We start from the raw sequence: 15,819 nt of genomic DNA, 5'->3' as shown, positions 1-15,819 counted from the left end.
CATCAGGCTCATGGCCCTGATGAAGGAGGTCCCGAGTGTTCGTGATCACAGCCGACCAGGTCGACAGCCGACGGCGCCCCGACATCGTCGCCCCGACGCTCGAGACGATCCGCGAGCGCTTCGGCGAGCGCCTCGCCCTGCCGCCGGACCGCAATGCCGGAGACGAGCTGCAGGCGCTGACGGCGGATCCCGCCACAGCCCTCGATCTCGTCCTCCAGCTCACCCGTGACGACGCCTGGAGCGTGGGGCTCGGCCTGGGCGACGTGCGCCTCCCCCTGCCGGAGAACACCCGGGAGGCGACCGGGGATGCGTTCATCGCGGCGCGCGCGGCGGTCACCCGTGCCAAGCGGGCCCCCGCCCGGTTCGCCGTCGAGGCCGTCGCCGCGCAGGAGCCCGCAGCCGATGCGGAAGCGCTCCTCACCCTGCTGCTGACACTCCGCGAAGGGCGCACCGCCGCCGGCTGGGAGCTCTACGACCTCGTCTCGTCCGGCCTCACCCAGGCCGAGGCGGGCGCCCGCCTCGGAATCACGCCGCAGTCGGCGAGCGATCGCGCACGGGCCGGGGCGCTCCGTGTCGAACTGGCGGCCATCCCGGCTCTGACTAGGCTGTTGGCACGTGCCGACGCGGCCCAGGCCGATCGGCGGACACCCGAGGAGGACGCATGACCACGTGGCCGCCGGTGCCGGTGCTGCTGAACCAGGTGGCGCCCCATGCGCTCTGGGTGCTCGCCCTCCTCCTTCTGCTCGCCGCGCTCGGCTGCATCGTGGCCACGCTGCGGACACCGCGCCGACCGCTGGTCTACTGCGCGACCGCTTTGCTGGCCGCTTCCGTCGTGATCGTGCTCATCCCGGCGCAGCACGCCCCCTTCGTGCTCCGGCTGCTGATCGGCGCTGCCGCCCTCGCCCTGGCGGTGCTCGGCGGCTGGCCCGTCTCGCAACTGGTCCTCGCGCTGGCCACCCGGAGCACGACCGAGCCGAGCGCCCACGGCGGCATCCTGGTGAGAGCGGTCACGCCGGAGGGCGCGACGACGACGCGCGAGGTACTCCGCGGCGGCACCACCATCGGCCTGCTGGAGCGGCTGGCCGCGGCCGGGACGATCATGGCCGGCTTCCCCGAGGGGCTGGCCGTGCTGGTCGCCATCAAGGGCGTCGGCCGGTTCACGGAACTCGAGGAGGCCGAGGCGCGCGAGCGCTTCATCATCGGCACCCTGACCAGCATCATCTGGGCGTGCGTCTGCGCCGGGGTCTTCCGCATCGTGGCCGGCTGAACAGCGCCGCCGCGGCATGCCGTCAGTCGTCGGACTTGGGATGCCGCTTGTACGGCGAAACGGTCGGGTCGCCGGTCAGCCAGTAGCGCCACGGGTACGCGAGGCCGCCGCCCGCCCCGGAGACTCCCGTCCGCGGCCCGGTCGAGTACTCGGCCTGCTCGGTCGGCAGCAGCAGCTCGAACGGCGGGACGAACAGGTCGGCGCCGTCGTCGGCGAGACTCATCCCCGCGGCGACGACGAGCCGCGCGGGGCCTCGCGCGAGGTCGCGGTGCGGGATGCGGCGGCCGGTGCCCCCGACCCGCCGCGTCTCGGCCAGATCCTCCCCCTCGATGACCTCCGCAGCCCGCAGCAGCACCGCCGACGCCTCGCCCTCCGGCGAGCACACGACGTTGGCGCACACGTGCATCCCGTACGTGAAGTAGGCGTACAGGTGCCCGGGCGGCCCGTACATGACGGCGTTCCGGCGCGTGCGACCGCGGAACGCGTGCGACCCGGGGTCGAGGCCGTCGCCGATGTACGCCTCCACCTCGGTGATCCGCAGTCCCACCGTCCCCTCCGGCGTCTCGTGCCGCAGCACGGCGCCGAGCAGTTGCGGCGCGACCTCGAGCGACGACGCCAGGAAGACGTCGCGCTCGGGCCGGTACAACGTCACGTCAGAAGATCCGGCCGCCCGCGGCCACGGCGACGACCAGTCCGATCACGATGACCGCGACGGCCAGCACCACGACGGCGGGGATGATCCAGGGTCGCTTCCGTTCCGGTTCGAAGCGCGCCATCAGACCAGGTCCCTTCTGGATGCGCGGAGGGCCAGCGCGGCCTTCCTCACGTGGTCGGTGAGCGCCGCCAACTGCTCCGCGACGCGGTCCGGCGCGGTGCCGCCGACGCCGTCGCGGCTCGCCACCGATCCCTCCACCGAGAGCACCGTGCGGACCTCAGGGGTCAGCAGGGGCGAGATCGCCGCCAGCTGCTCGTCGTCCACCTCGTGCAACTCCAGACCGTTCTCCTCGGCGAAGCGCACCAGGCTGCCGCTCAGTTCGTGGGCCGTGCGGAACGGCACGTGCTGCTTGACCAGCCACTCGGCGACGTCGGTCGCGAGCGAGAAGCCCTGCGGCGCGAGCTCTGCCATCCGCTCGGTGTGGAAGCGCAGTGTCGCGACCATGCCGGTGAACGCCGGCAGCACCGTCTCGAGCGTCCGCACCGAGTCGAACACCGGCTCCTTGTCCTCCTGCAGGTCGCGGTTGTACGCGAGCGGCAGGCCCTTGAGGGTGGTGAGGAGGCCGGTGGCGTTGCCGATCAGGCGACCGGCCTTGCCGCGGGCGAGCTCGGCGATGTCCGGGTTCTTCTTCTGCGGCATGATCGACGAGCCCGTCGAGTAGCCGTCGTCGAGGGTGACGAATCCGAACTCGCGCGTGTTCCAGAGGATGATCTCCTCGGCGAACCGCGACAGGTCGACGCCGATCTGGGCGGCGACGAAGGCGAACTCGGCCACCACATCCCGTGCCGCCGTCCCGTCGATCGAGTTCTCGGAGCTGCGGGCGAAGCCCAGTTCGCGAGCGACGAGCAGGGGGTCGAGCCCGAGGGTCGAGCCGGCGAGCGCACCGGAGCCGTACGGCGAGACGTCGGCCCGGCGGTCCCAGTCGGCCAGACGCTCCAGGTCGCGCACCAGCGGCCAGCAGTGCGCGAGCAGGTGGTGGGCCAGCAGCACCGGCTGGGCGTGCTGGAGGTGCGTGCGCCCGGGAAGGATGGCGGCGGGATGCGCGTCCGCCTGCGAGGCGATGGCGTCGATCAGCGCGATGAGCTGCTCGGCGATGACCCCCGCGTGGTCTCGCAGGTACATGCGGACGAGCGTGGCGATCTGGTCGTTGCGGCTGCGACCGGCGCGCAGCTTGCCGCCGATCTCCGCCCCCGCCCGCTCGATCAGGCCGCGTTCGAGGGCGCCGTGCACGTCCTCGTCGCTCTCGGCCGCGACGAAGGCGCCGGATGCGACATCGCGGTCGAGCTTGTCGAGGGCGGCCAGCATGCCGTCGAGCTCCTCGGGGGTCAGGTATCCGGCGGCCGCGAGCGCGCGAGCGTGCGCGCGGGAGCCCGCGATGTCGTAGGCGGCGAGCTGCCAGTCGAAGTGGGTCGACTTGCTCAGCGCCGCCAGCTCCGGCGACGGACCGTCGGCGAAGCGGCCGCCCCAGAGGGAGCCTTCGCCGGTGCGGCCGACGCCGCCGGTCTCGCCGGTGTCGGTCATGCTGCGGCCTCCTCGTTCTTCGCGAGCAGCTCGTTCTTCGCGAGCAGCCAGGCCAGCAGCGCCTTCTGCGCGTGGAGGCGGTTCTCCGCCTCGTCCCAGATGACGGACTGCGGGCCCTCGAGCACCTCCGCGCTCACCTCGTAGCCGCGATAGGCGGGCAGGCAGTGCAGGAAGACGGCGTCCGACGCAGCGAGCCCCATCAGTCGCTCGTCGACCGTGTAGTCGCCGAAGACGGCGACGCGCTCGGCCTTCTCATCCTCCTTGCCCATGGAAACCCACGTGTCGGTGACCATGACATCCGCACCGGCCGCGGCTTCGGCCGGATCGGTCAGCACCGTCACCGAGCCGCCCGTGCGCTCGGCGATGGCGCGCGCATCCGCGACGAACGCCTCGGCGGGCGCGTAGTCGGCCGGCGCCGCGATACGGACGTGCATGCCGGCGGTCGCCCCGCCCAGCAGGTACGAGTGCGCCATGTTGTTCGCGCCGTCGCCGAAGTAGCTCATGACGAGCCCTTCGGTGCGGCCCTTGTGCTCGCGAACCGTCAGCAGGTCGGCGAGGATCTGGCACGGGTGGAAGTCGTCCGACAGCGCGTTGATGACCGGGACGCGCGTCCCCTCGGCCATCTCCTCCAGCCCCGCCTGCGCGTAGGTGCGCCAGACGATCGCCGCGACCATGCGCTCCAGCACGCGGGCGGTGTCGGCCAGCGACTCCTTGCCGCCGAGCTGGCTCTCGCCGCTCTGGATGATCAGCGGGCTGCCTCCCAGATCGGCGATGCCGACGGAGAACGAGACGCGGGTGCGCGTCGACGTCTTGTCGAAGATCACCGCGACCGTCTGCGGGCCGGCGAGCGGCTTCGCCGAGAAGCGGTCGCGCTTCAGTGCGGCCGCGAGGTCCAGGACCTCCGCCTGTTCGGCGGGCGTGAGGTCGTCGTCACGGAGGAAGTGGCGGGTCATGCTGGCCCTTTCGTGGATGGGGATGGTCGGCGCGGGATCACAGGGTGGCGAGCGCCCGCGAGAAGCAGTCGCGGAACTCCGCGAGCTCGGCATCGCCGACGATGAGCGGCGGAGCCAGGCGGATGCTCGACTCGTTGGGCGCGTTGATGATGAGGCCGTTGGCGAGGGCGGCGTCCGAGAGGCGGTGCGCCTCGCCGTCCGTCAGCCCGATGCCGATGAGCAGGCCGTGGCCGCGCACATCGCCGATCAGCGGCGACTCGAGCGATCGGATGATCGCCTTCAGCTCCTCGCCGCGCCGGGCGGCGTTGCCGACCAGGTCGGAGCGCTCGATCTCGGCGAGCACGGCGTTGCCCGCCGCTGTCGCGAGCGGGTTGCCGCCGAACGTCGAGCCGTGCTGGCCCTGCGTGAACAGGTCGGACGCCCAGCCGAACGTCACCAGGGCGCCGATCGGCACGCCGCCGGCCATGCCCTTCGCGACGGTGACGGCATCCGGCAGGATGCCCTCGTGCTGATACGCGAACCAGGCACCGGTGCGGCCGACACCGGTCTGGATCTCGTCCATGATGAGCAGCGCGCCGTGCTGCTCCGTGAGCTCGCGTGCGCGCTTCAGGAAGCCGGCCGGCAGGTCGAGCACCCCGGCCTCGCCCTTGATCGGCTCGACGAAGAGCGCGGCGACGTGATCGTCGATGGCTGCTTCGAGCGCCGCGATCGTGGAGTCGATGTGCTGGACTCCGCCCGGCAGCGGCTCGAACGCCTCCCGCATGGGCGGCTTGCCGGTGAGCGCGAGCGAGCCCATGGTGCGGCCGTGGAACGCGTTGTGCAGAGCCAGCACCCGGGTCTTCCGCCCGTGCGGGCCGCGGTTCAGTCGGGCCAGCTTGAATGCGGCCTCGTTGGCCTCCGCCCCCGAGTTGCCGAACAGCACCCGGCCGCGGTCACCGGCTCCCGTGATGGTCCGCAGGCGCCCGGCGAGTTCGAGCTGCGGAGCGGTCGAGAAGTAGTTGGAGACATGCGCGAGCGTCGCGACCTGACGGCTGACCGCATCCACCAGGGCGGGATGCGCGTGCCCCAGCGAGTTGACCGCGATCCCGGCGAGGAAGTCGAGGTACTCGTTGCCGTCGACGTCCCACACCCGGCAGCCCTGCCCGTGCGACAGCATCACCTTGGGCGTCGCCAGCGTGCGCATGATCGTCTCGCCGAACGGCGCACGCCAGGCGCCGTCGCGCCACTGCGCTCCGGGCGCAGGGCTCTCGGGCTCTTCCGTCATGGTCCTGTTCCATTCCTGGTCCTCGCTCACGCGGGCACCACCTCCGTCCCGATGCCGGACTGCGTGAACACCTCGAGCAGGATCGAGTGCGGCACCCGCCCGTCGATGATCGCCGCCTTCTCCACTCCGCCGTCGACCGCGTCGAGGCACGCCGCCATCTTCGGGATCATGCCCGACTCCAGAGACGGCAGCAGTTCGCGCAGCTCGTCCGCGCCGATCTTCGACAGCAGCGAGTCGCGGTTCGGCCAGTCGCTGTACAGGCCGGCCACGTCCGTCAGGATGACCAGCTTGGCCGCCCCGAGCGCGACCGCGAGCGCCGCGGCCGCCGCATCGGCGTTGACGTTGAGCGCCTGGGCCGCGTCGTCGATGTCCGGCGCGATCGACGACACGACGGGGATGCGTCCGGCGGCCAGTTGCGCGAGCACGGCCTCGGGATCCACGGCGACGACGTCTCCGACGAGACCGAGGTCGACCTCCTCGCCGTCGATGACCGCAGCGCGGCGGCGCCCCTGGAAGAGCCCGGCGTCCTCGCCCGACAGTCCCGCCGCGAGCGGACCGTGCTTGTTGATGTTGCCGACGATGTCGCGATTGATCTGCCCGGTCAGCACCATCCGCACGACCTCCATGGCCTCGGGGGTCGTCACGCGGTAGCCGCCGCGGAACTCCGAGTCGATCCCGAGCCGGTCGAGCATCGCAGAGATCTGCGGGCCGCCGCCGTGCACGACGACCGGGCGGAGACCGGCGTAGCGCAGGTAGACCATGTCCTCGGCGAAGGTGCGCTGCAGCTCCTCGTTCACCATGGCGTTGCCGCCGAACTTCACGACGATGATGCGGTCGTGGAAGGTCTTGAGCCACGGCAGCGACTCGATGAGGGTCTCGGCCTTCGCCGCCGCGGCCGCGTGGTCGCGTTCGGCGGCGTCCGCAGCCAGGTCTCTCTCGTTCTGGTCGGTGTCCATGTCGTCCGTCGCGGTCATCAGCTGGCGTACGCGCTGTTCTCGTGCACGTAGTCGTGCGTGAGGTCGTTGGTCAGGATGGTCGCCGTCTCCTCGCCCGCGTGCAGGTCGATGAGGATGTGGACCGCGCGCGGCGTCAGGTCCACCAGCTCGCGGGGCTGGTCGGGCTCGCCCGCCGTGCACACCTGCACGCCGTTGATCGCGACGTCGATGCCGTACGGATCGAAAGCGGCGTCGGTCGTGCCGACGGCGGCCAGCACCCGGCCCCAGTTGGGGTCGTTGCCGAAGATCGCGGCCTTGAACAGGTTGCTGCGCGACACCGCCCGGCCGACGACGACCGCGTCGTCCTCGCTGGCGGCGTTCACGACCTCGATCGCGATGTCGTGCGAGGCGCCCTCCGCGTCGGCCTGCAGCTGCTCGGCGAGGTCGCGGCAGACGTCCGTGAGCGCCCGCGCGAACTCGTCGTCGCCCGGCTCGACACCGCTCGCTCCGGAGGCGAGGAGCGCGACCGTGTCGTTGGTCGACATGCAGCCGTCCGAGTCGAGGCGGTCGAACGTGACGCGCGTCGCCCGGCGGAGGGCCGCATCCAGCTGGTCGGAGGTCCGCACGGCATCGGTCGTGATGACGACGAGCATGGTGGCGAGGCCGGGCGCGAGCATCCCGGCGCCCTTCGCCATGCCGCCGACGGTCCAGCCGTTCGGCGAGCGGAACTGCGCCTCCTTGGCCCGGGTGTCGGTGGTCATGATGGCCTCCGCCGCGCCGAGGCCGGCATCGCGGGCGAGCGCGTTGGCGGCCGTCGAGACACCGGCGACCAGCTTGTCCAGTGGCAACTGATCGCCGATCAGGCCGGTCGAGCAGACGAGGACGTCACCCGCCGAGACGCCGAGTTCCGTGGCGACGGCCTCGGCGGTCGCGTGCGTCACCTGGAAGCCCTGCGAGCCGGTGTAGCAGTTGGCCCCGCCCGAGTTGAGGACGATCGCGGAGACCACGCCGTCCTGGATGACCTGCTCGCTCCAGAGCACCGGGTTCGCCTTGCAGCGGTTGGTGGTGAAGACGGCGGCCGCGGCGTTCAGCGGACCGAGGTTCTTCACGAGGGCGAGGTCGCGCCGCCCGCTGGCCTTGAGGCCGGCGACGACGCCCGACGCGGCGAACCCGGAGGCTGCGGTGACGCTCACGACCGTGCTCCCGTCGCCATCGGTGCAGGGGTGGTCGTTGGCGTCACGGTGCGACTCCGTTCACGGTCAGGCCCGCGGTCTCGTCGAGTCCGAGGGCGATGTTGACGGATTGGATGGCCGCTCCGGCCGTCCCCTTGTACAGATTGTCGATCGCGAGCACCGTCACGACCCGGCCCGCCGCGGCATCCAGTGCCACTCCGATCAGCACGGTGTTCGCCCCGAGCACGTCGGCGGTGCGCGGGACCGCGCCCGCCGGCAGCACCTGCACGAACGGCTCCCCCGCGTACGCCTCCTCCCACGCGGCCTGGACCTGAGCGGCGGTGACGCCGGGCTTCACCCGCGCGGTCGAGGTCGCGAGGATGCCGCGCGACATCGGCACCAGCACGGGCGTGAACGACAGCGTCGGCGATCCGGCGCCCGCCTTCCGCAGGTTCTGCTGGATCTCGGGGATGTGCCGGTGAGTCCCGCCCACCGCGTACGGATTCGCCGAGCCCAGGATCTCGCTGGCCAGGTACATCGTCTTCAACGACTTCCCTGCGCCCGACGGACCGACCGCGAGCACCGCCACGATGTCCTCGTCGTCGATCAGCCCCGCCCGGATGCCGGGAGCGAGCGCGAGAGAGACCGCGCTCGCGTTGCAGCCGGGAGCGGCGATCCGCCGTGCGCCGACGAGGTGATCGCGCTGCTTGCCGAAGCCGCCGGCGGCATCGGCGACAGGCAGCTCCGGGACGCCGTACGCCCAGGCGCCGAAGTGCTCGCCGCCGTAGAACGCCGCCCAGTCGGCCGGGTCCTCCAGCCGGTGGTCGGCGCCGCAGTCGACGACGATCGTGTCGTCCGGCAGCTGTGCGGCGATCTCGCCGGACGTGCCGTGCGGGAGCGCCAGGAAGACGACGTCGTGCCCGCTCAGCGTCTCGGCGCTGGTCTCCTGCAGGGTGAGGTGAGCGAGCGAGCGCAGGTGCGGCTGGTGCGCGATCAGCGGATGGCCCGCGTTCTGGTGCGCGGTGACGGTGCGGACCTCGAAATCGGGGTGCCCCGCGAGGATGCGCAGCAGTTCACCGCCCGCGTAGCCGGAAGCGCCTGCGACGGCGACCGAGAAAGTCATGCTTGTTCCTTGTTCGAGTGGACGACGGTTGTCTCGGCGACGGCGGCGCCCACGTCGATCCACTGGTCAGGACCGCCCGGAACGCCGCCTAGCTTCGGCGGTCGCGCAGGCGTCGGCGCATGGCGCGGGCGGCGAGAGCCGCACGCGTCGAAGCGGTGCACCGGACGGAAAGCATGGGACAACCCTAGCGCTCCTGCCCGGGCGGTCGCCAAATCCGGGGCGGGATGCACGCGACCGGTCCCGGTCCGTTGCGGGATGTGTCTCGCAGCGGTCCGGGACCGGTCGGGGGTGTCGCGTCGGGGTCGCGTGACGGTTACTCGCGGATCGTCGCGCCGAAAAGGTCGCCGGCGCGCGCGGCTCCGGCCAGTTTGGCCTCGCTCGCCTCGGCGGCGGTGAGGGTGCGGTCGTCCGCGCGGAAGCGCAGCGCGAAGGTCAGGCTCTTGTGCGCCTCCGGGAGCCCCGGGCCGCGGTAGTCGTCGACCAGCCGGATGTCTTCGAGCAGCTCACCGGCGCCCTCGCGGACGGCACGAAGCAGCTCTCCCGCCGGGACGTCCTCGCGCACGACGAGCGACAGGTCCTGCGTCGCGGCCGGGAAGCCCGCGATGACACCGGCGACGATGTCGACCGGTGCGACGGCGATCAGCGCGTCGAGGTCGAGCTCGAAGACGGCGACGACGCGGGGCAGGTCGAGATCGTGGGCCAGGGCCGGGAGCAGTTCTCCGGCGTAGCCGACCGGGACCTCGGCGCCATCGGCGCCTCGGGCGACCAGGCGCGCCGTGCGTCCCGGGTGAAGCGCCTGGTGCGACGACTGCACGAGGTCGACCGTCACGCCGACGGCCGCGGCGGTCTGCCGCACCATGTCGAGCGCATCCACCAGCCCGGCCGGCACGGCGGCCAGGCCCGGCTGCTTCTCGACGGCGTTGCCGATGACGAGGCCCGCGAGGTGGCGCGGCTGCGCGGGGATGCCGGCGTTCAGCCCGGCGAGGATGTCGGCTCCGGGAAGCGCGGCGCCCGGCGGAAGCGTCTCGCTGCCGATCGACCCCTCCGACGGGCGGAAGACAGTCCCGAGCTCGTAGACCTTCAGGTCGACGAGGCCACGCGCCAGGTTGCGCTTTGCGGCATCGAACAGGCCGGGCAGCAGCGAGGTGCGCAGGTACGGCGCCGTGGCGTCGAGCGCGTTCGCCAGCCGTACGGCGAGCACGCCGCCCGCCTCGGCGGAGCCGAAGAGGTCGTTCTGCGCCTCGCTCACGAACGGGAAGGACAGCACCTCGGTCGCGCCGTTGTCGGCGAGCGTCTGCGCGACAGCACGACGCAGGCGCTGCTCACGGGTGAGCCCCCGGCCGGGAGGCGCGACCGGCAGCACCGACGGGATGCGGTCGTAGCCCACGATGCGGGCGACCTCCTCCGCCAGGTCCGACTTGTCGCGCAGATCGGGACGCCAGGTGGGAGGCGCGACCAGCAGGTCGTCGGACGACTCGGTGACCGTCCCGCCGATCTCGGCGAGCGCTCCGCGCACCTCGTCGTCGGTGAACTCGACGCCGATGAGCGAAGCGATGTACCCCTTGGGGAGGCGGATGGCCTCGGCGGTCTCGGACGCATCCAGCAGCGAGCCCAGCTCGTCCGCGCGGCCGCCGGCGAGCTGCTCGAGCAGCTGGACGACGCGCGCAGCGGCCGCCACGGCGACCTGCGGGTCGACCCCGCGCTCGAAGCGCTTGGACGCCTCGCTGGGCAGCTTGTGACGGCGTGCCGTCCGCGCGATCGACACCGGGTCGAAGTTCGCCGCCTCGATGAGCACGTTGCGGGTGCCGTCGCCGATCTCGGTGGAGGCGCCGCCCATGACTCCGGCCAGTCCGATCGCGCCGGAGTCGTCGGAGATCACGAGGTCTTCCGGGTCGAGAGTGCGGGTCTGGTCGTCGAGGGTGACGAGCTTCTCCCCCGGCGTCGCACGTCGCACCACGATGCCGCCGGACAGCTTGTCGAGGTCGTACCCGTGGATCGGCTGGCCGAGTTCGAGCATCACGTAGTTGGTGATGTCGACGATCAGCGAGATCGACCGGATGCCGGCGAGCTTGAGGCGCGCGATCATCCACGGCGGGGTCGGGCGGGACCCGTCGACGTCGCGGACGACGCGGGTCACGAAGACGCTCGCGCCGACGCGACCGCGGATGGGCGCGGTGTCGTCGACCGTCACGCTGAAGCCGCTCGGGTGATCGGCCACGGAGCCGACGGGCACCGCATCGGCCGGGTCGCGGAAGGCCGCGCCGGTCGCGTGCGAGTACTCGCGCGCGATGCCGCGGATCGAGAACGCGTACCCGCGGTCGGGCGTGACGTTGACCTCCACGGCGGCGTCGTCCAGCCCGAGAAGTGCGACCGCGTCGGTTCCGACCTCCGGGTCGAGACCGAGCGTCGACAGGCGGAGGATGCCGTCGTGGTCCTCGCCGAGGCCGAGCTCGCGGGCCGAGGCGATCATCCCGTCGGAGACGTGCCCGTAGGTCTTGCGTGCGGCGATCGGGAAGGGACCGGGCAGCACGGCGCCCGGCAGCGTCACGACGACCTTGTCGCCCTCGAAGAAGTTGCGGGCGCCGCAGACGATGCCGCGCACGTCGGCACCGCCGTCGGCGGCGTTCTGGCCCTCGGGGGCTACGCGCACCTGGCACCAGCGGATGGTCTTGCCGTTGCTCTGCGGCTCCTCGACGAACTCGAGCACCTGGCCGACGACGATCGGACCGCTCAGCTCGAAGGTGTGGATGTCCTCCTCCTCGAGTCCGACGGAAACGAGGGCGGCGTGCACCTCCTCGGGCGTGGTGCCGGGCTCCAGGTCGACGAACTCGCCGAGCCAACTCAGGGGGACGCGCATCAGACCACCATTCCGAACTGCTGGGAGAACCGGACATCGCCCTCGGCCATGTCGCGCATGTCCTTGACGTCGTTGCGGAACATCAGGGCCCGCTCCACGCCCATCCCGAACGCGAAGCCGGAGTAGACGTCCGGGTCGATGCCGGCAGAGCGCAGGACGTTGGGGTTGACCATGCCGCAGCCGCCCCACTCGATCCAGCGGGCACCGCCCTTGAAGGTGGGATGCCACAGGTCGAGCTCGGCGCTCGGCTCGGTGAACGGGAAGTAGTTGGGGCGCAGGCGCACGCGCGCCTCGTCGCCGAACAGCGTCTTGACGAAGTGGTCGAGCGTTCCGCGCAGATGGGCCATGGTGAGGCCCTTGTCGACCGCGATGCCCTCCGTCTGGTGGAACACCGGGAGGTGCGTCGCGTCGAACTCGTCGGTGCGGAAGACCCGCCCGGGGGCGATCCGGTACACCGGCAGGTCGTCGCCGAGCAGGGCGCGCAGCTGCACCGGCGAGGTGTGCGTGCGCATCACGAGGTGGGCGTCCGTCGGCTCGACGAAGAAGGTGTCCTGCATCGCGCGCGCCGGGTGGTCGGCGTCGAAGTTGAGGGCGTCGAAGTTGTACCACTCGCTCTCGAGCTCCGGGCCCTCCGCGACCTCCCAGCCCATACCGACGAAGACGTCGGCGATGCGCTCCTGGAGCAGGCTCAGCGGGTGCCGGGCGCCGGGCGTCCACCGCGACGGGAGCGCGGTGACGTCGACGGCCTCGGCGGTGAGCTGAGCCGCCTCCTCCGCCGCGGCGATCTCGGCCTCCTTGGCGGTGAAGGCCTGGTTGACGCGCGCGCGTGCGCCGCCGACGAGCTTGCCCGCCGCGGCCTTCTGGTCGCCCGGGAGCGAGCGGATGCTCGCGTTCAGCCGGGCGAGGGGCGAACCCTCGGCCGTGTGGTCGTGGCGCACCGTCTTCAGGGCCGCCGAGTCGCTCGCGGCGTAGATCGCGGCGAGCGCCGCGCTGACCGCCGACTCGACCGCGGATTCGGTGATCTCCGTGGAATCTGACACGGTCACCCAGTCTAGTCGGCGCGAGCCCGGCCTCTCGGCGCGGCGACCAGCCTGTGGATGACGTCCGCCTGTGGAGAAAGCCTGGTCAGGAGCGCTGTGCGAACGCCGACTCGTAGAGGCAGACGGAGGCGGCCGTCGCCAGGTTCATCGACTCGGCCTTGCCGTAGATCGGGACGGTCACCACTCGATCCACGAGCTCGAGCAACTCGTCGGCGAGCCCGTGCGCCTCGTTGCCGAACACCCACGCGGTCGGCCGCGCGAGCTCGCCGTCGCGGCGGGCGGAGAGGAGGTCCTCCCCCTTGATGTCGGCGGCGAGCACCTGCAGGCCCGCGGTGTGCGCCCGTCCGACGACATCGCCCAGGTCGGCGCCCACAGCGACCGGAAGGTGGAACAGCGAACCGGTCGTCGAGCGGACCACTTTGGGGTTGTAGAGGTCGACCGTGCGGCCGCTCAGGACCACCGCATCCGCCCCGGCCGAGTCGGCGGCGCGGATGATCGTTCCCGCGTTTCCGGGGTCCCGCACCTCTTCCAGTACCGCGACGAGCCGCGGGGACCCGGCGAAGATGTCACGGATCGAGGTCGGGAACTGCCGGGCCACGGCGACGAAACCCTGCGGCGTCACCGTGTCGGCCATCGCATCCAGCACGTGCTCGGAGACGAACTCGACCTCGATCCCGGCGTCGGACGCCGCGCGGGCGATCTCCGGATACCGCTCGAGCGCGGTCGGGGTCGCGAACAGGTCGACGACGAGCTCCGGACGGAAGGCGAGGGCCTCCTCGACGGCCTGCGGTCCTTCGAGGAGGAACAGCCCGGTCTCGGCACGGGCGGGGCGCTTGGCGAGCTTGGCGACGGCCCTGACGCGCGGTGAGCGCGGGTTGTCCAGCATGGCACCAGCTTAGGGGCGGACGGCCCCGCGCCCGTGGGTCGCAACACGCCGTTCTGGCCGGGCCATAACGGCGTGTTGCGACCCATAGGCGTGCCGGACACGCAGAACGGCCCGGCCGACATGCGTCGACCGGGCCGTTCGTGGATGCGCGTGTTACGCCGCGGCGTCCGCCTTCGGGGCCGACGTGTCGGCCGGCAGAGCCTTCTTGGCGGTCTCGACGAGGGCCGCGAAGGTCGCGGGCTCGGTGACGGCCAGGTCGGCGAGGATACGACGGTCCACCTCGACACCCGCCAGGCCCAGGCCCTGGATGAAGCGGTTGTAGGTGAGGCCGTTGGCGCGGCTCGCCGCGTTGATCCGCTGGATCCACAGACGACGGAAGTCGCCCTTGCGCTTGCGGCGGTCGTTGTAGGAGTAGACCAGGGAGTGGGTGACCTGCTCCTTGGCCTTGCGGTACAGGCGCGACCGCTGACCGCGGTAGCCCTCGGCGCGCTCGAGGATGACCCGACGCTTCTTGTGGGCGTTGACCGCCCTCTTCACTCTTGCCATTAGTCGATTTCCTTAGTGCTGATAAAAGATCTGAGCGGGCGAGTCGTTACTTGCCGAGCATCCGGCGGATGACCTTGGCGTCCACCTCGGGGACGACCTGCTCCTGGTTCAGCCGGCGGGTGCGACGGCTGGACTTGAGCTCCAGGTTGTGGCGCATGCCGGACTGCTGCTTCATGACCTTGCCGCTGCCGGTGATCTTGAAGCGCTTCTTGGCGCCGGAGTGGGTCTTCTGCTTGGGCATTACTTCTCCTCGTTCGTCGCCTGGGCGGGCGAACTCTCGTCGGACTGAGCAGCGTCGGCTGTCTCAGCAACCGCGTCCTGGTCGCGCCCCTGGGCGCGCGCCTTGGTAGCGGCACGTACTGCGTTGGCCTCGGCCTTGGCCTCGGACTTGTTCTTCACCGGGCTGATGATCATCACCATGTTGCGCCCGTCGATCGTGGGGTTGGACTCCACCGTGCCGAGCTCGGCGACGTCCTCCGCGAAGCGCTGCAGCAGACGCACGCCCTGCTCCGGACGCGACTGCTCGCGGCCTCGGAAGAGGATCATGGCCTTCACCTTGTCGCCGGACTTCAGGAAGCCTTCGGCGCGCTTGCGCTTGGTCTCATAGTCGTGCTTGTCGATCTTGAGGCGGAAACGGACCTCTTTGAGGATCGTGTTCGCCTGGTTGCGCCGGGCCTCCTTGGCCTTCTGCGCAGCCTCGTACTTGAACTTGCCGTAGTCCATGATCTTGGCGACCGGCGGCTTGGAGTTGGGCGCGACTTCGACCAGGTCGAGGTCGGCCTCCTGCGCGAGTCGCAATGCGACCTCGATCTTGACGACACCGACCTGCTCTCCGCTGGGGCCGACAAGTCGTACTTCGGGGACGCGGATACGGTCATTCGTACGGGGTTCGCTGATGTCTGTCTCCTCTGATCAAGCGATTCTTCGCGAGCCACGGGCCGTCGGTGACGGTCCGGCGAAAGAGGAGGTTCCACGCACCAGCACGGCCTGCGATCTGACGATCACAGGCCTGGTACAGCACCCTGACTACCCTCGCGTTCGCACGCGGTGGCGGAGTGCAACGACCCGGTAACCTATAAAACGGTCAAGCGCGGGTGGGAGGAATCTCCACTTTCGTACCGGGACAGAAGTCCCGGAGCCCGAATGATTCTAACAGAGGAATGCAGTGAGCGACACATCCTTCACCTTCGACGACTCCGGCCACGACGAGGACGGCGTGGCCGAGGCCACCCGCGACATCGCCGAGGTGCCCGCCGTCGAGGTGATCACCACCACGGCAGTGCACCTGATGAGCGCTGCCGCCGTCAAGTGCGGGCTGGCGGACGACCCGGAGCACCAGACGGATCTGGATGAGGCGCGCAAGCTGATCGACGCCCTCGCCGGCCTCGTCACGGCGAGCGCGCCGCATGTCGGCGACCAGCACGCCAGGAGCCTCCGCGACGGACTCCGGTCACTGCAGCTGGCCTTCCGCGAGGCGTCCGCGATCCCCGACGAGATCGGCAAGGGTCCCGGCGAGAAGTACACCGGCCCGGTCAGCTGA

The 15,819-nt window shown here is 71.1% G+C and carries 17 protein-coding genes; 3 read left to right on the top strand and 14 right to left on the bottom strand.

The window, feature by feature from the left end; translation table 11 throughout:
- Positions 1 to 35: 35 nt before the first annotated feature.
- Positions 36 to 665, top strand: a complete 630-nt coding sequence (locus J2Y42_RS09730) for a DNA-binding protein (RefSeq protein WP_309857467.1) — start codon at positions 36 to 38, stop codon at positions 663 to 665.
- Entirely contained in the window at positions 662 to 1,267 is a 606-nt protein-coding gene (locus J2Y42_RS09725) for a hypothetical protein (RefSeq protein WP_309857464.1), read from the top strand. Before J2Y42_RS09730 ends, J2Y42_RS09725 begins: the two co-directional genes overlap by 4 nt.
- Positions 1,268 to 1,289: 22 nt before the next feature.
- On the opposite strand, the gene J2Y42_RS09720 is transcribed toward J2Y42_RS09725, so the two are convergent.
- The 14 genes from J2Y42_RS09720 to infC form a co-directional block, all read right to left on the bottom strand.
- The gene (locus J2Y42_RS09720) at positions 1,290 to 1,919 is read right to left on the bottom strand and encodes a DNA-3-methyladenine glycosylase (RefSeq protein WP_309857462.1); all 630 of its coding nucleotides are present in this window, start codon (positions 1,917 to 1,919) and stop codon (positions 1,290 to 1,292) included.
- A 1-nt stretch (position 1,920) separates the two neighbouring features.
- Positions 1,921 to 2,043, bottom strand: coding sequence for a hypothetical protein (locus J2Y42_RS09715; RefSeq protein ID WP_018190175.1), 123 nt, complete (start codon positions 2,041 to 2,043; stop codon positions 1,921 to 1,923).
- Positions 2,043 to 3,503 (bottom strand): argininosuccinate lyase, encoded by a 1,461-nt coding sequence (gene argH / locus J2Y42_RS09710; RefSeq protein ID WP_309857458.1) that lies wholly within the window; start codon positions 3,501 to 3,503, stop codon positions 2,043 to 2,045. Before argH ends, J2Y42_RS09715 begins: the two co-directional genes overlap by 1 nt.
- Positions 3,500 to 4,456 carry an ornithine carbamoyltransferase gene (gene argF / locus J2Y42_RS09705; protein WP_309857455.1) on the bottom strand — a complete coding sequence of 319 codons (957 nt, stop codon included), beginning with the start codon at positions 4,454 to 4,456 and terminating at the stop codon, positions 3,500 to 3,502. Before argF ends, argH begins: the two co-directional genes overlap by 4 nt.
- A 37-nt stretch (positions 4,457 to 4,493) precedes the next feature.
- Complete coding sequence (locus J2Y42_RS09700; protein WP_309857453.1) at positions 4,494 to 5,720, bottom strand: acetylornithine transaminase; 1,227 nt, start codon at positions 5,718 to 5,720, stop codon at positions 4,494 to 4,496.
- Positions 5,721 to 5,746: 26 nt separating this feature from the next.
- The gene (gene argB / locus J2Y42_RS09695) at positions 5,747 to 6,694 is read right to left on the bottom strand and encodes an acetylglutamate kinase (RefSeq protein WP_309857450.1); all 948 of its coding nucleotides are present in this window, start codon (positions 6,692 to 6,694) and stop codon (positions 5,747 to 5,749) included.
- Positions 6,694 to 7,848 carry a bifunctional glutamate N-acetyltransferase/amino-acid acetyltransferase ArgJ gene (gene argJ, locus J2Y42_RS09690; protein WP_309857446.1) on the bottom strand — a complete coding sequence of 385 codons (1,155 nt, stop codon included), beginning with the start codon at positions 7,846 to 7,848 and terminating at the stop codon, positions 6,694 to 6,696. The genes argB and argJ overlap by 1 nt, the downstream gene beginning before the upstream one ends.
- A gap of 43 nt (positions 7,849 to 7,891) precedes the next feature.
- Positions 7,892 to 8,950 carry an N-acetyl-gamma-glutamyl-phosphate reductase gene (argC, locus tag J2Y42_RS09685; protein WP_309857443.1) on the bottom strand — a complete coding sequence of 353 codons (1,059 nt, stop codon included), beginning with the start codon at positions 8,948 to 8,950 and terminating at the stop codon, positions 7,892 to 7,894.
- 313 nt (positions 8,951 to 9,263) lie between these two features.
- The gene (pheT, locus tag J2Y42_RS09680) at positions 9,264 to 11,807 is read right to left on the bottom strand and encodes a phenylalanine--tRNA ligase subunit beta (RefSeq protein ID WP_309857441.1); all 2,544 of its coding nucleotides are present in this window, start codon (positions 11,805 to 11,807) and stop codon (positions 9,264 to 9,266) included.
- On the bottom strand, positions 11,807 to 12,847 hold the full coding sequence (gene pheS, locus J2Y42_RS09675; RefSeq protein ID WP_309857438.1) for a phenylalanine--tRNA ligase subunit alpha: 1,041 nt from the start codon (positions 12,845 to 12,847) through the stop codon (positions 11,807 to 11,809). Before pheS ends, pheT begins: the two co-directional genes overlap by 1 nt.
- 85 nt (positions 12,848 to 12,932) lie before the next feature.
- On the bottom strand, positions 12,933 to 13,733 hold the full coding sequence (locus tag J2Y42_RS09670; protein WP_309857435.1) for an RNA methyltransferase: 801 nt from the start codon (positions 13,731 to 13,733) through the stop codon (positions 12,933 to 12,935).
- 153 nt (positions 13,734 to 13,886) lie between these two features.
- Positions 13,887 to 14,279, bottom strand: coding sequence for a 50S ribosomal protein L20 (gene rplT / locus J2Y42_RS09665; protein WP_309857432.1), 393 nt, complete (start codon positions 14,277 to 14,279; stop codon positions 13,887 to 13,889).
- A 46-nt stretch (positions 14,280 to 14,325) separates the two neighbouring features.
- On the bottom strand, positions 14,326 to 14,520 hold the full coding sequence (gene rpmI, locus J2Y42_RS09660) for a 50S ribosomal protein L35 (protein ID WP_018190164.1): 195 nt from the start codon (positions 14,518 to 14,520) through the stop codon (positions 14,326 to 14,328).
- On the bottom strand, positions 14,520 to 15,176 hold the full coding sequence (infC, locus tag J2Y42_RS09655) for a translation initiation factor IF-3 (protein WP_081626596.1): 657 nt from the start codon (positions 15,174 to 15,176) through the stop codon (positions 14,520 to 14,522). The genes rpmI and infC overlap by 1 nt, the downstream gene beginning before the upstream one ends.
- A 268-nt stretch (positions 15,177 to 15,444) precedes the next feature.
- On the opposite strand from infC, the gene J2Y42_RS09650 reads away from it, so the two are divergent.
- Complete coding sequence (locus J2Y42_RS09650; RefSeq protein ID WP_018190162.1) at positions 15,445 to 15,819, top strand: DUF1844 domain-containing protein; 375 nt, start codon at positions 15,445 to 15,447, stop codon at positions 15,817 to 15,819.

It is taken from the genome of Leifsonia sp. 1010, assembly GCF_031455295.1.
GTDB lineage: Bacteria > Actinomycetota > Actinomycetes > Actinomycetales > Microbacteriaceae > Leifsonia.
This window is presented reverse-complemented; position numbering and strand designations above follow the sequence as displayed.

Bases quoted from the DNA above. Each gene is read 5' to 3' on its own strand.
- J2Y42_RS09725 (WP_309857464.1), top strand. From the start codon at position 662: ATGACCACGTGGCCGCCGGTGCCGGTGCTGCTGAACCAGGTGGCGCCC.
- argH (WP_309857458.1), bottom strand. From the start codon at position 3,503: ATGACCGACACCGGCGAGACCGGCGGCGTCGGCCGCACCGGCGAAGGC.
- argC (WP_309857443.1), bottom strand. From the start codon at position 8,950: ATGACTTTCTCGGTCGCCGTCGCAGGCGCTTCCGGCTACGCGGGCGGT.
- argB (WP_309857450.1), bottom strand. From the start codon at position 6,694: ATGACCGCGACGGACGACATGGACACCGACCAGAACGAGAGAGACCTG.
- rpmI (WP_018190164.1), bottom strand. From the start codon at position 14,520: ATGCCCAAGCAGAAGACCCACTCCGGCGCCAAGAAGCGCTTCAAGATC.
- J2Y42_RS09715 (WP_018190175.1), bottom strand. From the start codon at position 2,043: ATGGCGCGCTTCGAACCGGAACGGAAGCGACCCTGGATCATCCCCGCC.
- J2Y42_RS09670 (WP_309857435.1), bottom strand. From the start codon at position 13,733: ATGCTGGACAACCCGCGCTCACCGCGCGTCAGGGCCGTCGCCAAGCTC.
- argF (WP_309857455.1), bottom strand. From the start codon at position 4,456: ATGACCCGCCACTTCCTCCGTGACGACGACCTCACGCCCGCCGAACAG.
- J2Y42_RS09700 (WP_309857453.1), bottom strand. From the start codon at position 5,720: ATGACGGAAGAGCCCGAGAGCCCTGCGCCCGGAGCGCAGTGGCGCGAC.
- rplT (WP_309857432.1), bottom strand. From the start codon at position 14,279: ATGGCAAGAGTGAAGAGGGCGGTCAACGCCCACAAGAAGCGTCGGGTC.
- pheT (WP_309857441.1), bottom strand. From the start codon at position 11,807: ATGCGCGTCCCCCTGAGTTGGCTCGGCGAGTTCGTCGACCTGGAGCCC.